The 17045-nt window shown below is 30.9% G+C and carries 17 protein-coding genes; 1 reads left to right on the forward strand and 16 read right to left on the reverse strand.

Annotation, left to right across the window (positions count from 1 at the left end):
* Positions 1–192: 192 nt before the first annotated feature.
* The 13 genes from NE544_RS04590 to NE544_RS12300 form a co-directional block, all read right to left on the reverse strand.
* A complete protein-coding gene (locus tag NE544_RS04590) occupies positions 193–2037 on the reverse strand; it encodes a nucleoside-diphosphate sugar epimerase/dehydratase (RefSeq protein WP_256268487.1) in 1845 nt (614 codons plus the stop codon).
* Between the two features lie 78 nt (positions 2038–2115).
* Positions 2116–3813, reverse strand: a complete 1698-nt coding sequence (locus NE544_RS04595) for an LCP family protein (RefSeq protein WP_256268488.1) — start codon at positions 3811–3813, stop codon at positions 2116–2118.
* A 9-nt stretch (positions 3814–3822) separates the two neighbouring features.
* On the reverse strand, positions 3823–5598 hold the full coding sequence (locus NE544_RS04600; protein ID WP_256268489.1) for an LCP family protein: 1776 nt from the start codon (positions 5596–5598) through the stop codon (positions 3823–3825).
* A gap of 163 nt (positions 5599–5761) precedes the next feature.
* Positions 5762–6070 (reverse strand): intracellular growth attenuator family protein, encoded by a 309-nt coding sequence (locus NE544_RS04605; protein ID WP_256268490.1) that lies wholly within the window; start codon positions 6068–6070, stop codon positions 5762–5764.
* 65 nt (positions 6071–6135) lie between these two features.
* Complete coding sequence (locus NE544_RS04610; RefSeq protein WP_256268491.1) at positions 6136–7641, reverse strand: LCP family protein; 1506 nt, start codon at positions 7639–7641, stop codon at positions 6136–6138.
* Between the two features lie 74 nt (positions 7642–7715).
* A complete protein-coding gene (locus NE544_RS04615) occupies positions 7716–8336 on the reverse strand; it encodes a CpsD/CapB family tyrosine-protein kinase (RefSeq protein WP_256268492.1) in 621 nt (206 codons plus the stop codon).
* Between the two features lie 9 nt (positions 8337–8345).
* Positions 8346–8984, reverse strand: coding sequence for a YveK family protein (locus NE544_RS04620; RefSeq protein ID WP_256268493.1), 639 nt, complete (start codon positions 8982–8984; stop codon positions 8346–8348).
* Between the two features lie 14 nt (positions 8985–8998).
* Positions 8999–10390 carry an exopolysaccharide biosynthesis polyprenyl glycosylphosphotransferase gene (locus NE544_RS04625; protein ID WP_370866041.1) on the reverse strand — a complete coding sequence of 464 codons (1392 nt, stop codon included), beginning with the start codon at positions 10388–10390 and terminating at the stop codon, positions 8999–9001.
* A 75-nt stretch (positions 10391–10465) separates the two neighbouring features.
* Positions 10466–11023 carry a hypothetical protein gene (locus NE544_RS04630; protein WP_256268495.1) on the reverse strand — a complete coding sequence of 186 codons (558 nt, stop codon included), beginning with the start codon at positions 11021–11023 and terminating at the stop codon, positions 10466–10468.
* On the reverse strand, positions 11010–11717 hold the full coding sequence (locus NE544_RS04635) for a CpsD/CapB family tyrosine-protein kinase (RefSeq protein WP_256268496.1): 708 nt from the start codon (positions 11715–11717) through the stop codon (positions 11010–11012). Before NE544_RS04635 ends, NE544_RS04630 begins: the two co-directional genes overlap by 14 nt.
* Positions 11718–11719: 2 nt before the next feature.
* Positions 11720–12496, reverse strand: coding sequence for a tyrosine-protein phosphatase (locus NE544_RS04640; RefSeq protein WP_256268497.1), 777 nt, complete (start codon positions 12494–12496; stop codon positions 11720–11722).
* Entirely contained in the window at positions 12496–13203 is a 708-nt protein-coding gene (locus NE544_RS04645) for a YveK family protein (RefSeq protein WP_256268498.1), read from the reverse strand. Before NE544_RS04645 ends, NE544_RS04640 begins: the two co-directional genes overlap by 1 nt.
* Positions 13204–13344: 141 nt before the next feature.
* Positions 13345–13524: an RES family NAD+ phosphorylase gene (locus NE544_RS12300; protein WP_370866042.1), complete on the reverse strand. Its 180-nt coding sequence runs from the start codon at positions 13522–13524 to the stop codon at positions 13345–13347.
* A gap of 307 nt (positions 13525–13831) precedes the next feature.
* On the opposite strand from NE544_RS12300, the gene NE544_RS04650 reads away from it, so the two are divergent.
* The gene (locus NE544_RS04650) at positions 13832–14176 is read left to right on the forward strand and encodes a hypothetical protein (protein WP_256268499.1); all 345 of its coding nucleotides are present in this window, start codon (positions 13832–13834) and stop codon (positions 14174–14176) included.
* A 290-nt stretch (positions 14177–14466) separates the two neighbouring features.
* Here the strand turns inward: NE544_RS04650 and NE544_RS04655 are convergent, their stop codons facing one another.
* From NE544_RS04655 to NE544_RS04665, 3 genes are read right to left on the reverse strand one after another with little or no spacing between them, the layout of a single operon-like run.
* Positions 14467–14895 carry a GNAT family N-acetyltransferase gene (locus tag NE544_RS04655; protein WP_256268500.1) on the reverse strand — a complete coding sequence of 143 codons (429 nt, stop codon included), beginning with the start codon at positions 14893–14895 and terminating at the stop codon, positions 14467–14469.
* Positions 14892–15752, reverse strand: a complete 861-nt coding sequence (locus tag NE544_RS04660; RefSeq protein ID WP_256268501.1) for a phosphorylcholine transferase LicD — start codon at positions 15750–15752, stop codon at positions 14892–14894. Before NE544_RS04660 ends, NE544_RS04655 begins: the two co-directional genes overlap by 4 nt.
* Positions 15745–17031 carry an adenylyltransferase/cytidyltransferase family protein gene (locus NE544_RS04665; protein ID WP_256268502.1) on the reverse strand — a complete coding sequence of 429 codons (1287 nt, stop codon included), beginning with the start codon at positions 17029–17031 and terminating at the stop codon, positions 15745–15747. The genes NE544_RS04660 and NE544_RS04665 overlap by 8 nt, the downstream gene beginning before the upstream one ends.
* Positions 17032–17045 lie beyond the last annotated feature (14 nt).

The following is a 17045-nucleotide window of genomic DNA, read 5'->3' on the forward strand; positions in this document are numbered from 1 at the left end:
TCAAAGATCAATTTAAAACTAACTAAAAAATCTAGTTATTTTATATTTTCAAACTTTTTCATAAATAATACTTGAATTTTATATAGTTAGCTCTCAATTGATTCAATTATAAAATGAATGTCTTCTTAACTCAACCACTTAAGAAAAACTTAAGATTCAAAAACAAGCCAGGATTATCCCCAGCTTGAATAATTATTCTTTGATCATGTCCATTAAGACTTCTTTGATTTGAAGTTTGTCGTCTGTTTGATTCATTAAATCTTTTAGCTTATTTAATTTAGAATCTACTTCTTTTGAATCAATGTCCATCTTTTCGTGTACAAAGATTAGATTGTTGTCTGTCTTATGACATTCTTCCATTTCTAAAGCTAATTCTTCAAACATCTTTTCTCCAGGACGCAATCCAATTTCTTGAATTTCAATATCTCTTCCTGGTACAAGTCCTGCCAATCGAATCATTTTATCAGCTAAATCCCAAATTCTGACTGGTTTTCCCATGTCTAACACAAAGATTTCTCTTTCATTCGCATAGAATCCTGCTTGTAGCACTAATTGAGCTGCTTCAGGAATGGTCATAAAGTAACGTTTAATGTCTTTGTGTGTTACAGTAACTGGACCGCCATTTTTAATTTGTTCTTTAAAGATAGGAATAACAGATCCATTGGATCCTAATACATTACCAAAGCGTACAGCAGCCATATGAATACCACCCTTAGTATTTCTTGATTGCATATACATTTCTGTCATACGCTTAGTAGCACCCATTACGTTTGTTGGATTTACCGCTTTGTCTGTTGAAATCATAATAAAACGAGATATCCCACAATCACAACAAGCATCAATCACATTCTTTGTTCCAAAGATATTATTTCTAATAGCTTCTGTAGGACGGTCTTCCATTAAAGGTACGTGTTTATGTGCTGCCGCATGATAAACTACATCCGGTTTATAGTTTCTCATAAGCTTATAGATTTCTTCTCTTTCACGAATGGAAACAATTAAAGATTCTAGTTGAATTGAATCATTCATTTGTTTCTTACGTTTCATAACTAAGAATTCTTGTTTAAGCATATATAGTGCATTCTCATTAATATCCACCATAATCAATTTAGATGGATTAAATTGAATAATTTGACGACACAATTCAGAACCAATAGATCCACCGGCTCCGGTAACACATACGACTTTATTTGTAAGATAAGAACCAATCTGATCGACTTTTAAGTCTATACTAGGACGGTTCAATAAATCCTTAATATCAATATCTTCAAATGAAATATGATTACTCTCATCATTTCCAACAAAGATACGCATGATTTTTGTTGGAATAGAAGTGGATGTACATAAGTCTAAGATTTCTTGTTTTCTTTCGTCACTCACAGAAGAAATGGTGATAAAGATACAACGAACATTGTTCTCTTGACAAATACGCTCTACTTCAGAAATAGTTCCAAGTACTGGTTTACCACTCAGCATAGTCCCCTTTTTCTTAAAGTCATCCAAGAATCCAATTACATTGTATGGATAGGCCATATTATGATAAATTTCATTCATCAATAAATATCCGCCATTACCAGCACCCACAATCAAACAATTGTCTACACGTTCTAAGTCCATAATGTAACGTCTTGCCATACGGTACAACATTCTTGCACCTAGTAAAAAAACAAAGCACAATAATTCAGAAAGTGCGATTAACTCAATGTTGAATAAATGAACTTTCAAAACAAAGTATGACATTACAAGAAAGCATGCTAAACAACTTAAGAATGTCCGAATAATTTCATTGGGACCTGTATATGTCCACAGCGACATTTGTGTTTTAAATAATCGTAAAACAATAAAGTGCAAAGCTAATAAAAAGAATAAACCTAGTCCTAATAACTTCGTTAATGTAATAACTCGTCCTGCAATAAGAAAATTATTCTGAATTAAAAATGCTACAATATATGCGAAAAATACGATCAAAACATCAATTAAAGAAATCATTAGACCTCTATATCTTTGATATATATTTGATTTGTATAAATTGTTCATAATAAAACCTCTTTTACAATACGTTTATTATAACTGAATTCTTATAAAAAGTAAAAAGAGCCTTAAAGGCCCTTTGTACTATCCTTCAGTTGTATTGTCTTCTGTATCATATCCAGCTTCTGAATCATATCCAGCATTTGGATCATATGTTTCCTGGTCTTGTGTTAATTGATCTGAACTTACTTCATTATCAACCGTTTCGGTTTCCGTATTTAGATAATCCGTAGTAACTTGACTTGGATAATAGCTATATTCAGGAGCCCCATCTTCAGCAACATCGTAACTTGATTTACCATCCATCACAGCTTGAATTTTTTCTCTAGCAATTCGAACAGTATTTAAATCCGGAATTTGAACACTTGCAGATTGACCTAAAGATGCACACATCAATTCATCACCAATACCTGAGATTTGATATGTTTCAAACTTCCATTCAGGTTTTGTCTGTAACTCATATTTAATTAAATCCGTAATTTCATCATAAGTCATATTTGTTTCAAATGCACTTTGTAACGAATTAATGAAGCTTGTGTAATTAACTAATACACTACTACTAATAGCCCGATTAATAATAGCTTGTAAAACTTTTTGTTGATTACGCACACGCTGATAATCACCATCTACATAAGCTTTTCTCTCACGAGCAAATGCAAGAGCAGTTTCGCCATCAACATGATGCTGTCCTACAGGAAGTCCTGGCTTCATGTTAGCCCAGAACAAATCACATTGCTCCCCTTCTTCAACATTTAAATCAATTCCATCTAATGCATCTACAACATCAATTACACTTGTAAAGTTAACGCGGTAAGAATAATTAACTTTTAAATCATAAAAGTTTTCAACGGTTTCTCTAGTTGTATTCAAACCATAAATGCCCGTATGTGTAATTTTATCCATTTGACCATTTGGACATGCAACATCACCATCAGCATCACAAACCGTTTCAACATATGTATCACGAGACATACTTGTCAATAAAATTGTTGAAGTTTTTGGATTTATAGTAACAAGCATATTCACATCACTACGACTTAATTCACTAACATCACCAGTTGTATCATTACCACTAATTAAAATAGTAAAAGGATTTTTAGTAATATCTGATACAACTAAAGAATCGTTTTTCTTAGTTGTATAATAAGTCGTTGTATAAATAACACGTGTTTCTGTTGAGAAATGTTCATATTCTTCAACACTTGTAATATTACCACGATACGATTCATTTAAAATCATCGCATCAATTTCACCATTATATAAAGCTTCTACTTCACTAAGAGCACCATCATATTTCTTTATATTGAAATAATCATCACCCTTCTCTTTTTTTATAGCTTTTAATAATTTGCCTGTTCCAACCTTATCCACATTATTTAATCTACCAACTTTTTTTCCTTTTAATGAAGATAAATCTTTGAATTTACTATCCTCACGCACAATGATAGATACAGTATTCTTTACATCCCCTACTTTATGGTCAGTGACCTTTTGCATAAAGCCATCTGTCTTATATACATAATAATTTCCAATTCCCATTGATACTGTATATATAAGCACAAAAATCATTGCGAACACACGGCTAACAGTTCCATGTGCGATAAAGTTAATCCATAAGATTAGAATCAAACTAACTAACACAAAAATTAATATAACTGGAATAAACAAGTTATGTGGCAAAATATCCATCTTTAATAATTGAAGAACAATTAATACAGCAAATACCACCATAACAATGGAAAGTATTAAAGAAATAATTTTATAAATACCTTTATTTTTCATTTTTCCTCCTTATTGCCCTTCATCATAGTTATCATAAGACGGTTCTTCACTATAGTCTATCTCCCCATTTGAGTACAAATCATCTTGACTAATGTCATAATTCTCATCTGAATATTGATTTTCATAATCATAAGTCTGAGATGGATCATAATACTCTGAATCACCATAAGAATCAGCCTCATCAGTTTGATGAATTACATTATCTGCACTAGGCTCTTGTGAATATCCCGAAGTATCTTCAACAGTATTCGAACTTTTACCTTTTAAAACTGCCTTAATTTTATTTCGTGCAATTTCGTTCATTAAATCATTTTGATAAGTTACTGAAGCATACGACTGTGCCTCATAACAGAAATCATTTGCCGATTCCCCATAAATCGTATATGATTCAAATTTCCATTTAGGCATATTATTCAATTCATATTTAATGAAATCACTAATTTCATCCCCTGAAATATTCGTATCAAATGCTACAGCCAAAGCATCCATAAACTTTCCATAGTTCGTTATCATCTTAGGAGACACAATACGCTTGAATATAGCCTTAAACACCTTCTGCTGATTCTTTACACGTTGATTATCACCATTAACATATGCATGTCTTTCACGTGCAAATGCAAGTGCTGTTTCACCATCCACATGATGCTTACCGACACTTAATCCAGGCTGCATATTCGCATATAAAATATCACATTGTTCGCCTTCTTTGATATCCAAATCAATACCATCCAAGGCATCAACTAAATTCACAACACTAGAAAAATTAATTCGAATATTATAATTAATTTTAATACCCAATGCATTTTCTATGGATTTTTCTGTACTCTTGATGCCTAATAATCCAGAATGAGTTAACTTATCCTTGCTTCCTTCAGGACAAGCCATTTCTCCCTCACCAGGACAAATTAAATCAACATAATAATCACGAGGAATACTTGTCATTAATATAGTTCCCGTTTTAGGATTTACCGTCAACAACATATTTGCATCACTACGAGTATTTGCATCTTGTAAGCTTCCATATGAATCATTCCCACTTACTAAAATAGTAAATGCATCTTTTGTGATATCATTTACCGGATCACTCTCATTATCGCTAGCTTCTCTTTCAACATAATGTACATTTTGATAAACAACCTTAGTTGAAGTATTAAATGCAAAGAAAGCTTCCGTTTCATGTAAAATATCACGATACTTTTCATTTAAACAAATCGCATCCACTTTACTGTCATATAAAGCATATACCAAATCTTCTAACGAACTGTAATCTTCAGTTGAATATTTGATACCCTCTTCTTTCAAAGCCTTTAAAGTACGCTGAGTAGCCTCTTTGTCCATCTCTAAAATGGTACCAATCTTTTTCTTTTTCAAATCCGTTTCCTTAGTAATTCCAGAATCCTTCATTGAAATAATCGATGTTGTTATTGCTTTCTTATCGGCAAGACTTGTTACAACCTCAAAAGTATCCTTTGTTTTATGAATAAAGTAATTCCCATACGCTAATCCTAAGCACATACATAAAGATATTAAACCAACCAATAAACGTGGAATAAACCTTCTAACTTTAAAATTCATTATTAAGGTAATAATTAAAGCTATGATTAATAACACAGCAGAAATTAATACAATCAATTTCATTGGTAATAAATCTAAATATTTCATTTGAAAAATAAGTAATGCCAATGTAGCAAATATAAACACAGTCATTAATTTAGCTAAGCGTCGCTTATTTTTCTTCTTTTTCTTTTTAACATTCTGTGAAAGTTTTACATCTTTTTTAGACATATTAAAATCTCCTATAAACTCTTTTGTAGTTCACAATTACATATTATATAATAAATGACCATGAGTTGGCAAATTCACACAAAGAGTACGGGATTACATAAATCTTTCACATCGAAACGCAAAGCCTTTAAATCCACTCTGTTTTGCTTCATATAAGTTCTTTTCATAGCTTATTCTTTTCATAGCTTAATAGATTAGCCTTATACTTATACTCTAATGACTTTGATGAATAATCATTTAACACGTCAAAGAATAATAAAAATATTCCTGCTAATACCAATACACACGAAGCAAGTATTAACCAAACAACTGGAACAATTAAATAAATAACATTTAAAATTAGAACAACAGTAAAGCAACTAAAGAAAGCAGTTAACAAACCAATATGACATCTATGATACTTCTTGCTTAGTTCTTCAAACCTACGAATATTTGTATGAATTCTATTTTGTATATAATCTGTAGTTTCCATAATAAACAACACCTCACAATGAAATTATACACCTACAAAACAAAAAAAGAGCAAGGAACATATCCTTACTCTACATCATCCGCTGATTTACCAGCAAGAACCGCATTAATTTTATTCTTAGCCGTTGTTACTGTACTTTGATCTGGTACCATTACAGAAGCAGCGTCACCAAGTTCAGCACACATTAATGTATCTCCAGTACCATTAACCATATACTGTTCCATTTTCCATTTAGGATTCTTATTTAATTGATATTTAATCAATGATGAAATTTCATCATTTGACATAGTTGTTGAGAATGTATTTGCCATACTATCCATAATAGAAGCATAATTTGTTACAATTGCAGGGCTTGTAACCTTATCAACAATACCCATCAGAACCTGTTGTTGGTTCTTTGTACGCTGACGATCCCCTTCACTATATGCATAACGCTCACGAGCATATCCTAATGCTTGTTCACCATTTAAGTGGTTCACACCTGCATGTACACTTAGTCCTGGAGCATGTAAGAAGTTATTGCATTCATAGCCTGGTTCAACATTTACATCAATACCACCAACAGCGTCAACAATATCTGTTACTGTATCAAAACCTACTTTAAATGTATAGTTGATTTCAATACCTAAAAGTTTTTCTACAGTACGCTTAGTCGTATTTGTTCCATGAATACCTGTATGCGTAATTTTATCCAATTGACCTTCCATACAACCATCACCTGCATCACAAGCTGTCGTTACATAGAAATCACGTGGAACTGATGTTAATAAAATTGTTCCTGTTTTAGGATTTACTGTAGCCACCATAATTACGTCACTACGACCATTTTCATCAAATCCACCACGAGTATCTGATCCAGAAATCAAAACATTAAATGGTGTTGTCGTAATATTACTTACCGCATTGGCCTTATCTGTATTTTCTACTTTATATGAAGTTTGGTATACAACACGCGTATTGTTGTCAAAATCCTTATATGCATCAATATCTGTAATCTGACTACGACTTGATTCATTAATAACAATTGAATCCACTTCTCCATTATAGAAAGATTCTAGCATTTCAGTTAAACTGCCATATTCTCTTTTTTCCATTTGGATACCCGATTTATTTAGTTCTTTTAAAATCTTTTTAGAACCTTGTGTATTAATATTCGCTAAAGTACCAACACTATGACCAGCAAGATCTGTTTTCTTTTTCATATCACTTGATTCTTTAACGACTATACTCACAGTATTTTTAGAATGTTTAGCAACATTAGTAATATTAGAAAGCAATCCACCTGTTTTTGATAAATAGAAGCCACCTAAACAAGATCCTAATGAAAGTGCAATAGTAAAAATAATACAAATCAATTTAGATACAAATCCTTTTGTTGAGAAACACAACATTAAGATAAATATCAAATCTAATAATACAAATACAATTGTCATTAAAAACAATAGTTTTGTAGGCAATACATTCAATTTAATAATGTTAAACAACAAATACATTGTTGCAGCAACCAGTAAGATAGAGAAAATAATTCCAAATACCTTACCGACTTTATTTTGTTTCTTATTCTTTTTCATAACAAAAATCTCCTCATGCTCTTTTATTTTACTACAAAATAATTATATTTACAAAAAAGGAATAGGATATATGCCTATTCCACTTTATTTAATACAGTACCTAATACTTCAGCACCATTTCTTTTTAAACGTTCTATAGACTTTTTAGCCATATTTTTATCTGTTTCAGGTAATGATACAACAAGTATTGTTCCATCCACCAAATGACTTACTGGAATTACATCACTACAGCTTTCTAAACTAGGACAATCCACAATAATAAAATCATATTCAGATTTCATTAACTGCATAAATTCCTTAAATTTTTGTCCACTCAATAAGTCGATTGGATGTTTTCTTTCATTACCCGCTGTAATAACATGTAATTCATTGTCTGAATAGCTATCTTTAATTACTTTAGTGTATTTCAAATAATTTGTATAATCATTATCCTCTAAAATATCTGTTAAACCAAAATCATTTTTTATATTAAAACATTCATGAATGTGTGGATCATTTATATTACAATCCAACAATAACACTTTTGGTGTGTTTGCCACATAACAATATGCCAAATTAACTGAAACTGTTGTAGCCCCTGCCCCATGGTCTGCACCAGTTAAACATACACTATGAATATGCGGATGTTTTTCATTATATTCAATGTTTGTACGTAGTCTACGATATGCCGAACTACTCGATATATTATGTTCCATTATTTTCTCCTATTTCTTGAATGGTATTTCAGCTAAAACATCTACCCCTAAAAACATCTCAGCTTCCTCTGCATTTCTTAAGTGTTTATCAAATAAGAAACGTAAAACTACAATACCCACACTAATAACCAAACCAATGAAAGTACCAATCAATGTGTTCTTTTTAACATTCGGACTCACTGGTGTAGTATTAATTTGTGGCTCATTCATTGTAGTCACACTACTTAAGTTTAATTCAGACACCATTGACTTTTTGAATTCATTTACAACATTTTTGACAATACAATATGATAATTTAGGATTATTTGTAGTAGCCTTAATATTGTAATTATACGTATTATTTGAATCTCTTGTTACTTCAATACTCTCTACTAGCCTTGAGTTTTCAACACCAACCGCATTGCTCACTTTATCTAGCACCTTACTTCCAGTTAAATAGGAAGTATAATCCAAAGAAGTTCCTGCCGATACAATTGTAATATCTGTACTTGATGTATAACTTTTAGGTAAAATGAATTGTGAAACGCCAAACACAACCACTCCACACAATAATGTTATTTTTACAATAAACTTTATATTTTTTATTATATCTTTCATTAACTCTATCAAATCAATTTCCATTTCATCATTCATATAATCGTTATTCATAAATTATTTCCTTTCTATACTGCTCCTCTACCATATAGCACTTGTTTAATAGTTTTAAATAACAATATCACATCCAACCAGAATGACCAGTTTCTATAATAATATTCATCCAACAATAATCGATGTTCGAAATCGACATCACTCCTTCCATGGCTTTGCCACATACCCGTTATACCAGGTTTACATGCAATAACATCATAATAATAATCTCCCATATCCTCTTTTTCTCTAGGTAAATATGGTCGTGGACCAATTAAAGACATTTGACCTAATAACACATTAATGAATTGTGGAAATTCATCTAAACTCTTTTCACGCAAAAATTTACCTGCACTTGTGATCCGTGGATCATTTACTAATTTTTTATTCTTAGTATATTCTTCGCGAATGGCTGGATCTTTTTCCATTAACTCTTCTAGAATCTTATCTGCACCGATTACCATAGTGCGATATTTAAACATTTTGAATTCTTTCCCGTTTTTTCCTATTCGATTCTGCGTAAAGAAAATAGGACCTGTATCTCCTTCTTTACGATTCTTAATGAACACAAAGATTGTTAATGGTATTAAAAGTAACAAACCACATAGTCCAGCACATATATCCATAATGCGTTTTAATGCATGAGATAAACAATGTTCTAATCCACGAGAATTAGAAATCATTAAGATTCCATCAAAATCTTCTACTTTTGTATCAAATGTTACCAAACCATTTACTTGAGGTAAATATTTAATGACACTAACCTTATTTTTAAATACTTCAAATACTGCATTTAAATCTTCACTATCCATTTCAGGAATCGCAATCAATACTGTATCAATATTTTTTTCTTTAATAACAGAACAAATTTTATCTAATTCAAATGTTCTTGTTGAATCTACAATCTGATCTTGTTGAATATACTTTATATTTTTAGAATCATTACAATTTACATAACCTACTACATCTAAAAGTGAGTATCCATTTCCATAACACACCATTCCTAATTTTTTTGCTGTATAACCAACACCAACAATTAAAGTATTATGTTTATACCATTTTCTAAATATTTTATGAGAATATCTAGAATTACATCCTGCAAATACAAATAAAACACAAGTTAATAAAACAAATCCAAAGAATTTCTTTATAGTCCAAGTACTAATTGGAAAAACAAGAAAACTACCTATAAAAAAACCAATATGACTTAATATGATTAATCGTATTTCATCATACATTAATAAAACTTTTCCTTGATATCTTCCAATTAATAATTGCATTAAAAAATATAATATACATAATTTCCAACACGTTTCCAAATCGTATCCAGAAAATTGTATTATAAACATAAAAAAAACAAATTCAATTGTTATTTTTAAACTCCCTATTTTTGACATTAAATCATCAACTCCATATGACCTACTCATTATACTAAAAAAAAAAGAAAAGGACAAATCTTTATGTAAGCGTTAATCATAAAGCATCCTTTTCTTATTAAATATTTAGCCCATAATTGTTGATAAAACGACAAAACTTTGCGCATCAACTGTTGAAGTATTATTTGTACCTTGGAATGTAAATGTAACTGTATATTGTTGTGTAGCTTCATCTAAAGTACAACCAATGTCTGTTACATCTTCTTGTCCAAGACCTGCATTAGCAAGAGCTGCATTGATTGCTTGTTGTTGATTTTCATCAAAAGAAGTTGTTTCTTTTTTTTCTTTCTTTGTTTCAGTTTCTTTCTTCTTCTCTTCTACAAGTTCAGTTGAAGAAACTTCTTCATCGCTATTGCTTCTTTTATAATTTCTTTCTTGTATAATACCATCTTTACCAATCTTATATTCATAAGATCCTATATTTGTATCAAAGCTTACAATGTAGTATTTCTTTTCTTCTTGAATTGATACATTCGAACATTCTTTTTTAGTGGCATTCGCATCATCTCTTGCGACTTCTAAAATATCATTTTGAGTGATTTCTAAATTACTATTGCCACATCCAGTTAATAATAGAGTTGAAGCTAAGATAATAAAACTATTTCTTTTTCTACTTTTTACCATTGCCTTCTCCTCCGTAACCGTATCCGTAGCCATAGCCATAATTACTATCGCTTGCAGATTCTACTTTATTTAATACAACACCCATGACGTGAGCACCATTTCGTTCTACGTCATTAATGGCTGTTTTAACTTTACGTTTGTCAGAAGATTTTGAATCAACTACATATAGTACTCCATCACTTACGTTACATAATGGAATAGCATCACTTGCGACAGCCATTGGTGGACAGTCAATAATAATATATCCAAATTCTTTACGTGCTTGATCTAAGAACTTAGCTAATCTTTTAGACCCTAATACTTCACTAGGATTAGGTACTCTATGACCTGCAGTAATGACTGATAAAGTATAACCTCCATCATATTGTACATTTTGTACTCCTTCATAAGACTGGATACTTGTACCTTCTCTAAATTCAGAAATAATGTTTGTTAATCCACATCTATTTGAAATTCCTAATGTTTTATGAACTGAAGCATTTCTCAAATCACAGTCAATTAATAATACATTTTTATATTTAGCTGCCATAATACGAGCTAAATTACAAGCTATTGTACTCTTACCTTCATTCGGAATTGTACTTACTACGTTGATTACTTGAATTGCATCATCCATTTGACTAAATTCAATATTTGTACGTAATCCACGATAGATTTCATCCACATCAAATTGATTTCTTTTCTTTCTTGCCATTTCTAACTCCCAAAGAAACCAAACAGTTTCTTTTTCTTTTCAACCTCAATATTTAATATCTCTTTATTACTCAATAATAACTTTGGATTCTCATAAAATAAGATATCCGCATTATCAAGCCCAATACGCTTACCTACAAATGAATATACATCACTTAATTGTTCAATACGATTTCCACTCGCTCTATGCGTATCTGTACAAATTACATCACAATATCCATTGTCCAATAATTCTAATGCATTGGCTTGTATTTTCTTACCATTTACACCAAGAATCGAAGTACGATTCATTTGTAGTATACAACCCATATCTACCCAATGATCAATAATGTCATAATCTAATCCATCATGGAAATATCTTTCAATATGAGCCAATACAGGAACAAAGCCCTTCATCTTCAATTCATATAAACATTCATCTCTATAATCAATCGAATGAATATCACGAAGAACATTATATTCTACAAGCATATAACGTGAACTATTTAATGTTGGATACAAATCTAATTCTAATCCTTCAATAAATTCACTATTCATCATCACTTCCCCACCAAAATAAATAGGGATAGGACTCATCTTTCTTAGCTCTAATTGACGAGTCACCATTTCATTGTAGATATGAACATCTAATTGACCAGGAATGAAATGAGGTGTACTACAAATACCTACAATACCATCCTTTTTAGCAGACTCTAATGAACTCACTGCATCCTCGATTGAAGGCATACCATCATCAATACCCCAAGCAATATGAGAATGCAAATCAATATACTTAGCCATTATAGTTCAGGAATCTCGCAGAATACTGGAATACCCAAATACTTTTCTGCCTCTTCCTTCGTACGTAAACGATTATCAAACAAGAATCTCAATGTTGCATAACCAAAACCAAGTACAAAACCAACCATAGTCGCTAATAATGTATTCTTCTTTACATTTGGTCCACTAGGAATATAAGACAACTTTGCCTTATCTACCACTTCAATATTACGAACATTCAAATTCTTCTGCATTGTACGAATAAACGTACTTACTGTATCATTTGCGATATCCTTAGATAATTTAGGATCTGTTGTTGTAACAGAAATCGTAATAATTTCTGTATTAGATTCATTACTAACACTAACAAGCTTTTTAACACTATCAGCACTCTCTAATCCAACATCCTTAGCTACCTCAGACATAATGTTATTTTGAGTTAATAAATTCACCGCATTCGTAACCAATTTACTATTGGCCATCTGCGAATTATAATCCAAAGAACCACTATCACTTATTTGTGGTGTTAAATAAATTGATGTTGAAGCTGTATACGTTGGAGCAATCAATAACTTTGTTCCAAAGAAACCACCCACACCAAATAAAATACATAAAACAACAATCAACTTAATATGTTTTAATATAGCCCTAAATAATTCTAATAAATCAATCTCTTCCATTTCACGTACATCACTCTGCGTACGATCATCCATTCTACTGTTTACCATAAAATCCTCCCTTTCTCACTATTAAACATACTCTATAAATATATCATAAAAAAAGCTAAAGGAAAAATCCTTTAGTTATGAAATATCACATATCAATATGTTATAACAAAAAATTTCTTTAACGTTTAAGTATTATTAGAATTACACATCCGATAAATTGTAATCTAAATTTCCTATTAGATGATTTTTACAACCTAAACATTCACGTGTGGATGAATCAAATAATACCAGATTGTATGCTTCTTTATCAAAAGTGCTAAAATACCTAATACCATCATATCCACAAAATCTGGCAAAATCACTAATATATTGCGTAGGCAAATAATCTAAATCACTACCCCCAACGGCTCATAGGCTTTGCCAAATTCTTCTATATCACACTTAATATTCTCTCATTAACAAAATAATCAACTTTATTTGTATTCGTATAAAATGGCATACTGTGTGTAATTGAACATAAATCTAGTACTTTTATATCTCTTAACAATCTAAACTCTGTGATAGTGGTAATTTAAAGATAACCAATTTGGATCGTTTAATTTTCACCAAAAATGGTGAATTTACGATTTGAATTGAGTTATCTTTTTTTTGTTTTTGGTTACACTTTCTTTGAAAGGAGGTGAACCAAATGAAAAAGAAATTAAAAAAGGTGATAGGTGTTTTAAGTATAATGAAAGATTTTAATATGAAGCCAAATTTTAGTGAACTAGAGCGTGTGTACAGAATCGATTGTCATACTATTAAAAAGTATTACGAAAATGGTGGCATACCTGAGCGGAAAAAGTTTAAAAAAGTATCTAAATGGGATCCTTTATACGATGTGATTATTTCTTTGGCGGATGTCACAGAATCTTACCTGATGAGTATATTCCAAGTGTTAAATTATGAATATAATGGAAATCTTCCCGGCAACTACAACAGTTTCAAAGCAAAAATGTACTCCTGCAGATCAAACTCTGCATGTCTATTATGAGACTGAACCAGGTGAACAGCTTCAATATGACTGGAAGAAGATTTAAAAATACACGATTGCAGTCAATGAGCTTCTGAAGGCTGGCTAGGCAAATTAGGCGATGGGCCACTCGCTTATGCCATTCTAGATCGTATTAGAAACTCATCTTATACAATTCTTTTAAAAGGCAAATCTCTTCGAGAGGATTATTCAAAAATCAAATAATAAAAATGTCATTAAGCTGAAGTGGCTCTCTCTATGAATATTTGAGCAAATTACAATGATTAATTCATAATCACGAGTCATGCGAATTACGAATATAATTCTTTAATAAAAACACTTGTTTTCTTTTTAGTAAAGCCTAATGTTTCGTAAAACTTATGTGCATTCAATCTATAATTCGCACTTGTAAGTTCAACAGCAGTACATCCTATATTTTTTGAAATATGAATAAGAGTTTCAATCAATTTTTTTCCTATGCCTCTATGACGGTATTCAATATCAACAGCCACATAAGATATAAAACCATACTTATATAATCTAACGTAATCATTTTTTATTTCAAGAAAAGCACAACCAACAATCTTTTTATCTAATAATGCAAGATAAATACTTTTATTATCAGTAACATAATTACATTCTAACTCGTGTTGAGTTATATTCGTATTATAATTATCCTTTAAAATTTTAAATAATTCAAAATAATAATTACTTGAATACTCGATTATTTGTAAACTCATAATATTTGATCCTCATCTTGAAATTTGATTTTGGAGAATGGTGAGTGCTGACCTCTTTTATCTTCAGGAGGTAGTTTCATGTAATCTCCATAAATATAATTTAAAACCGTATCATAATCCTTAGAACTATATAAATTAATGCCTTCAAATTCATATTCACTTCGATCTAAAAACCAACTTTTTGGCATACTATATCTTTCAGAAATAGGATTTTTCTTATACAACGTACCAGTCGCAGGAAACGACATACATCTTACCCTATTAGGTGATGAATTTTTACTTTTTTGTGCAATTTTATTAAATTTATTAAACACTCCATCTACTGGAATTTTAGATAACAATGTAAACCAAGCCTTTTTAACGCCGGTTGTCTGTTTTTTAGCAACTTCAGACCAAAGTATTTTTCTTAAACAATACACTCTTCTATCTTGAATAATTTGTCCAATGACACTTTTTGGAACATCATCCATAGGAAATACATCAACAAAAATACCAGTTTTACATTTTAAATGTTCCTGGCCAACTCTTACATATACTGTATTTGTTCTTCTTAATTTACCATAACCCCATCTATATTCAGAGTCTGTATCATGATCTTGAAAATAACATATGGACTGATCCATTTGATGTGCAACTTTTTTAAATGCATTATAATCTTCTCTTAGCATACCTATATCTGCATCATCATCCCATGGTATATATCCTTTGTGTCTGACTGCACCTAACAAGCTTCCTCCAAACAACACATAATTAATATTATTTTCTCGACAAACACGGTCAAATTCAATTAACATATCTAATTCTGTCAATTGCATTTTTCTAAATTGCGTAGGTGTAAGTTCCTTCGCTTTATTCATTAATATCACCTTTTCCTAGTCGTATATATTCTTTATTATTGAATTTTCCAATAACACCTGCGATAGCGATTGATATATCATCACTTATATAATAATTTTTCTTTTTATGTTCAACTGCTCGAGCAAAAGCTACAATTTCATATCGTATACCTTCTCCATCAAGTTGATAGAAGTATTTCTTATTTTCATTTTGATTCTCATAACGAATCTCAAAATAATCAGTCTTCCACCATGGAGCTGGAACGTATATATATCCTTTTGTTCCTGTAATAATCAATTCCCCTTCGGATTTAGCAGCCTTAGCAATTTTAATAGAAGCCACTGAATCTAAAAATCTAAAAGATATTCTTGTGAAACCATCAAAATTTTTATTTGAATCAATCAATTTAGTCGTTATTTCTATATTTTCTAGATTTACACCTGCAAGTTGAAAAATTGGAAGCATGGCCGTTGGTCCCCAAGCACATATACTATTTTGCTCATTATCCAAATTATCACCAGGATTTATACGTTTACTAGTACAAACTGAATCAATGGATACAATTTCTCCAATTGATCCACTTTTAGCCAACATTATTAATCTTTTATAAGCTGTTGAATAGGCCGTTTTTATCCCATCAATTAAAATAATGTTGTTATCTTCTGCAAGTTTTATAAGTTCTTCACATTGTTCTTTTTTTGTAGCAATTGGAGACTCACAAATGACATGTTTTTTATGTAAAATAGCATTCTTTACATCATTGTAATGATTCTCTGGTAAAGACGCTATGTAAAGAGCATCAACGTTTGACATGTCACCACTAAATTCAGAATATTCAACACCATTAACAAAAGCTATTTCCTTACGAAACTTTTCGCATAAACCTTCATTACCAATCGTTCCAATACGTAATTTTCTATTTTTTGCTCTAATTTCAGTACTAGAAATTCCTTCTGTTCTATCTAAATAAACTACTTTACAGTATTCATTAAGGTAATCAAACTTTCCTTTCCAGTCAGATCCAACTGTAAAAATATCGACATTATATTTTATGATATCATCAATCTTTTGTCCTTCATACTCTTCAACAATTATCTCATCTGCGATGCCTGTTGCTCTTACAGCTTCGATACGTTCCATCAAGGTTTGTTGTACGTTTATCTTTCCACGAGTCTTATCAAAATCATCAGCTGTAACACCTACTATAAGATAATCACCTAATGCTTTTGCTCTTTCTAACAATCGAATATGACCATAATGTAAAAGATCATACGTTCCATAAGTAATTACTTTAATCATTGGCTTATTACAAT

The organism is Holdemanella sp. MSK.7.32, assembly GCF_024460475.1.
Lineage (GTDB): Bacteria > Bacillota_I > Bacilli_A > Erysipelotrichales > Erysipelotrichaceae > Holdemanella.

What these genes read in the sequence shown, in the direction of transcription:
- NE544_RS04605 (WP_256268490.1), bottom strand. Translation starts at nt 6,070, where the DNA reads ATGGAAACTACAGATTATATACAAAATAGAATTCATACAAATATTCGT.
- NE544_RS04610 (WP_256268491.1), bottom strand. Translation starts at nt 7,641, where the DNA reads ATGAAAAAGAATAAGAAACAAAATAAAGTCGGTAAGGTATTTGGAATT.
- NE544_RS04615 (WP_256268492.1), bottom strand. Translation starts at nt 8,336, where the DNA reads ATGGAACATAATATATCGAGTAGTTCGGCATATCGTAGACTACGTACA.
- NE544_RS04645 (WP_256268498.1), bottom strand. Translation starts at nt 13,203, where the DNA reads ATGGTAAACAGTAGAATGGATGATCGTACGCAGAGTGATGTACGTGAA.
- NE544_RS04630 (WP_256268495.1), bottom strand. Translation starts at nt 11,023, where the DNA reads ATGGTAAAAAGTAGAAAAAGAAATAGTTTTATTATCTTAGCTTCAACT.
- NE544_RS04660 (WP_256268501.1), bottom strand. Translation starts at nt 15,752, where the DNA reads ATGAATAAAGCGAAGGAACTTACACCTACGCAATTTAGAAAAATGCAA.
- NE544_RS04635 (WP_256268496.1), bottom strand. Translation starts at nt 11,717, where the DNA reads ATGGCAAGAAAGAAAAGAAATCAATTTGATGTGGATGAAATCTATCGT.
- NE544_RS04665 (WP_256268502.1), bottom strand. Translation starts at nt 17,031, where the DNA reads ATGATTAAAGTAATTACTTATGGAACGTATGATCTTTTACATTATGGT.
- NE544_RS04650 (WP_256268499.1), top strand. Translation starts at nt 13,832, where the DNA reads ATGAAAAAGAAATTAAAAAAGGTGATAGGTGTTTTAAGTATAATGAAA.
- NE544_RS04640 (WP_256268497.1), bottom strand. Translation starts at nt 12,496, where the DNA reads ATGGCTAAGTATATTGATTTGCATTCTCATATTGCTTGGGGTATTGAT.
- NE544_RS04625 (WP_370866041.1), bottom strand. Translation starts at nt 10,390, where the DNA reads ATGAGTAGGTCATATGGAGTTGATGATTTAATGTCAAAAATAGGGAGT.
- NE544_RS04595 (WP_256268488.1), bottom strand. Translation starts at nt 3,813, where the DNA reads ATGAAAAATAAAGGTATTTATAAAATTATTTCTTTAATACTTTCCATT.
- NE544_RS04590 (WP_256268487.1), bottom strand. Translation starts at nt 2,037, where the DNA reads ATGAACAATTTATACAAATCAAATATATATCAAAGATATAGAGGTCTA.
- NE544_RS04600 (WP_256268489.1), bottom strand. Translation starts at nt 5,598, where the DNA reads ATGTCTAAAAAAGATGTAAAACTTTCACAGAATGTTAAAAAGAAAAAG.
- NE544_RS04620 (WP_256268493.1), bottom strand. Translation starts at nt 8,984, where the DNA reads ATGAATAACGATTATATGAATGATGAAATGGAAATTGATTTGATAGAG.
- NE544_RS04655 (WP_256268500.1), bottom strand. Translation starts at nt 14,895, where the DNA reads ATGAGTTTACAAATAATCGAGTATTCAAGTAATTATTATTTTGAATTA.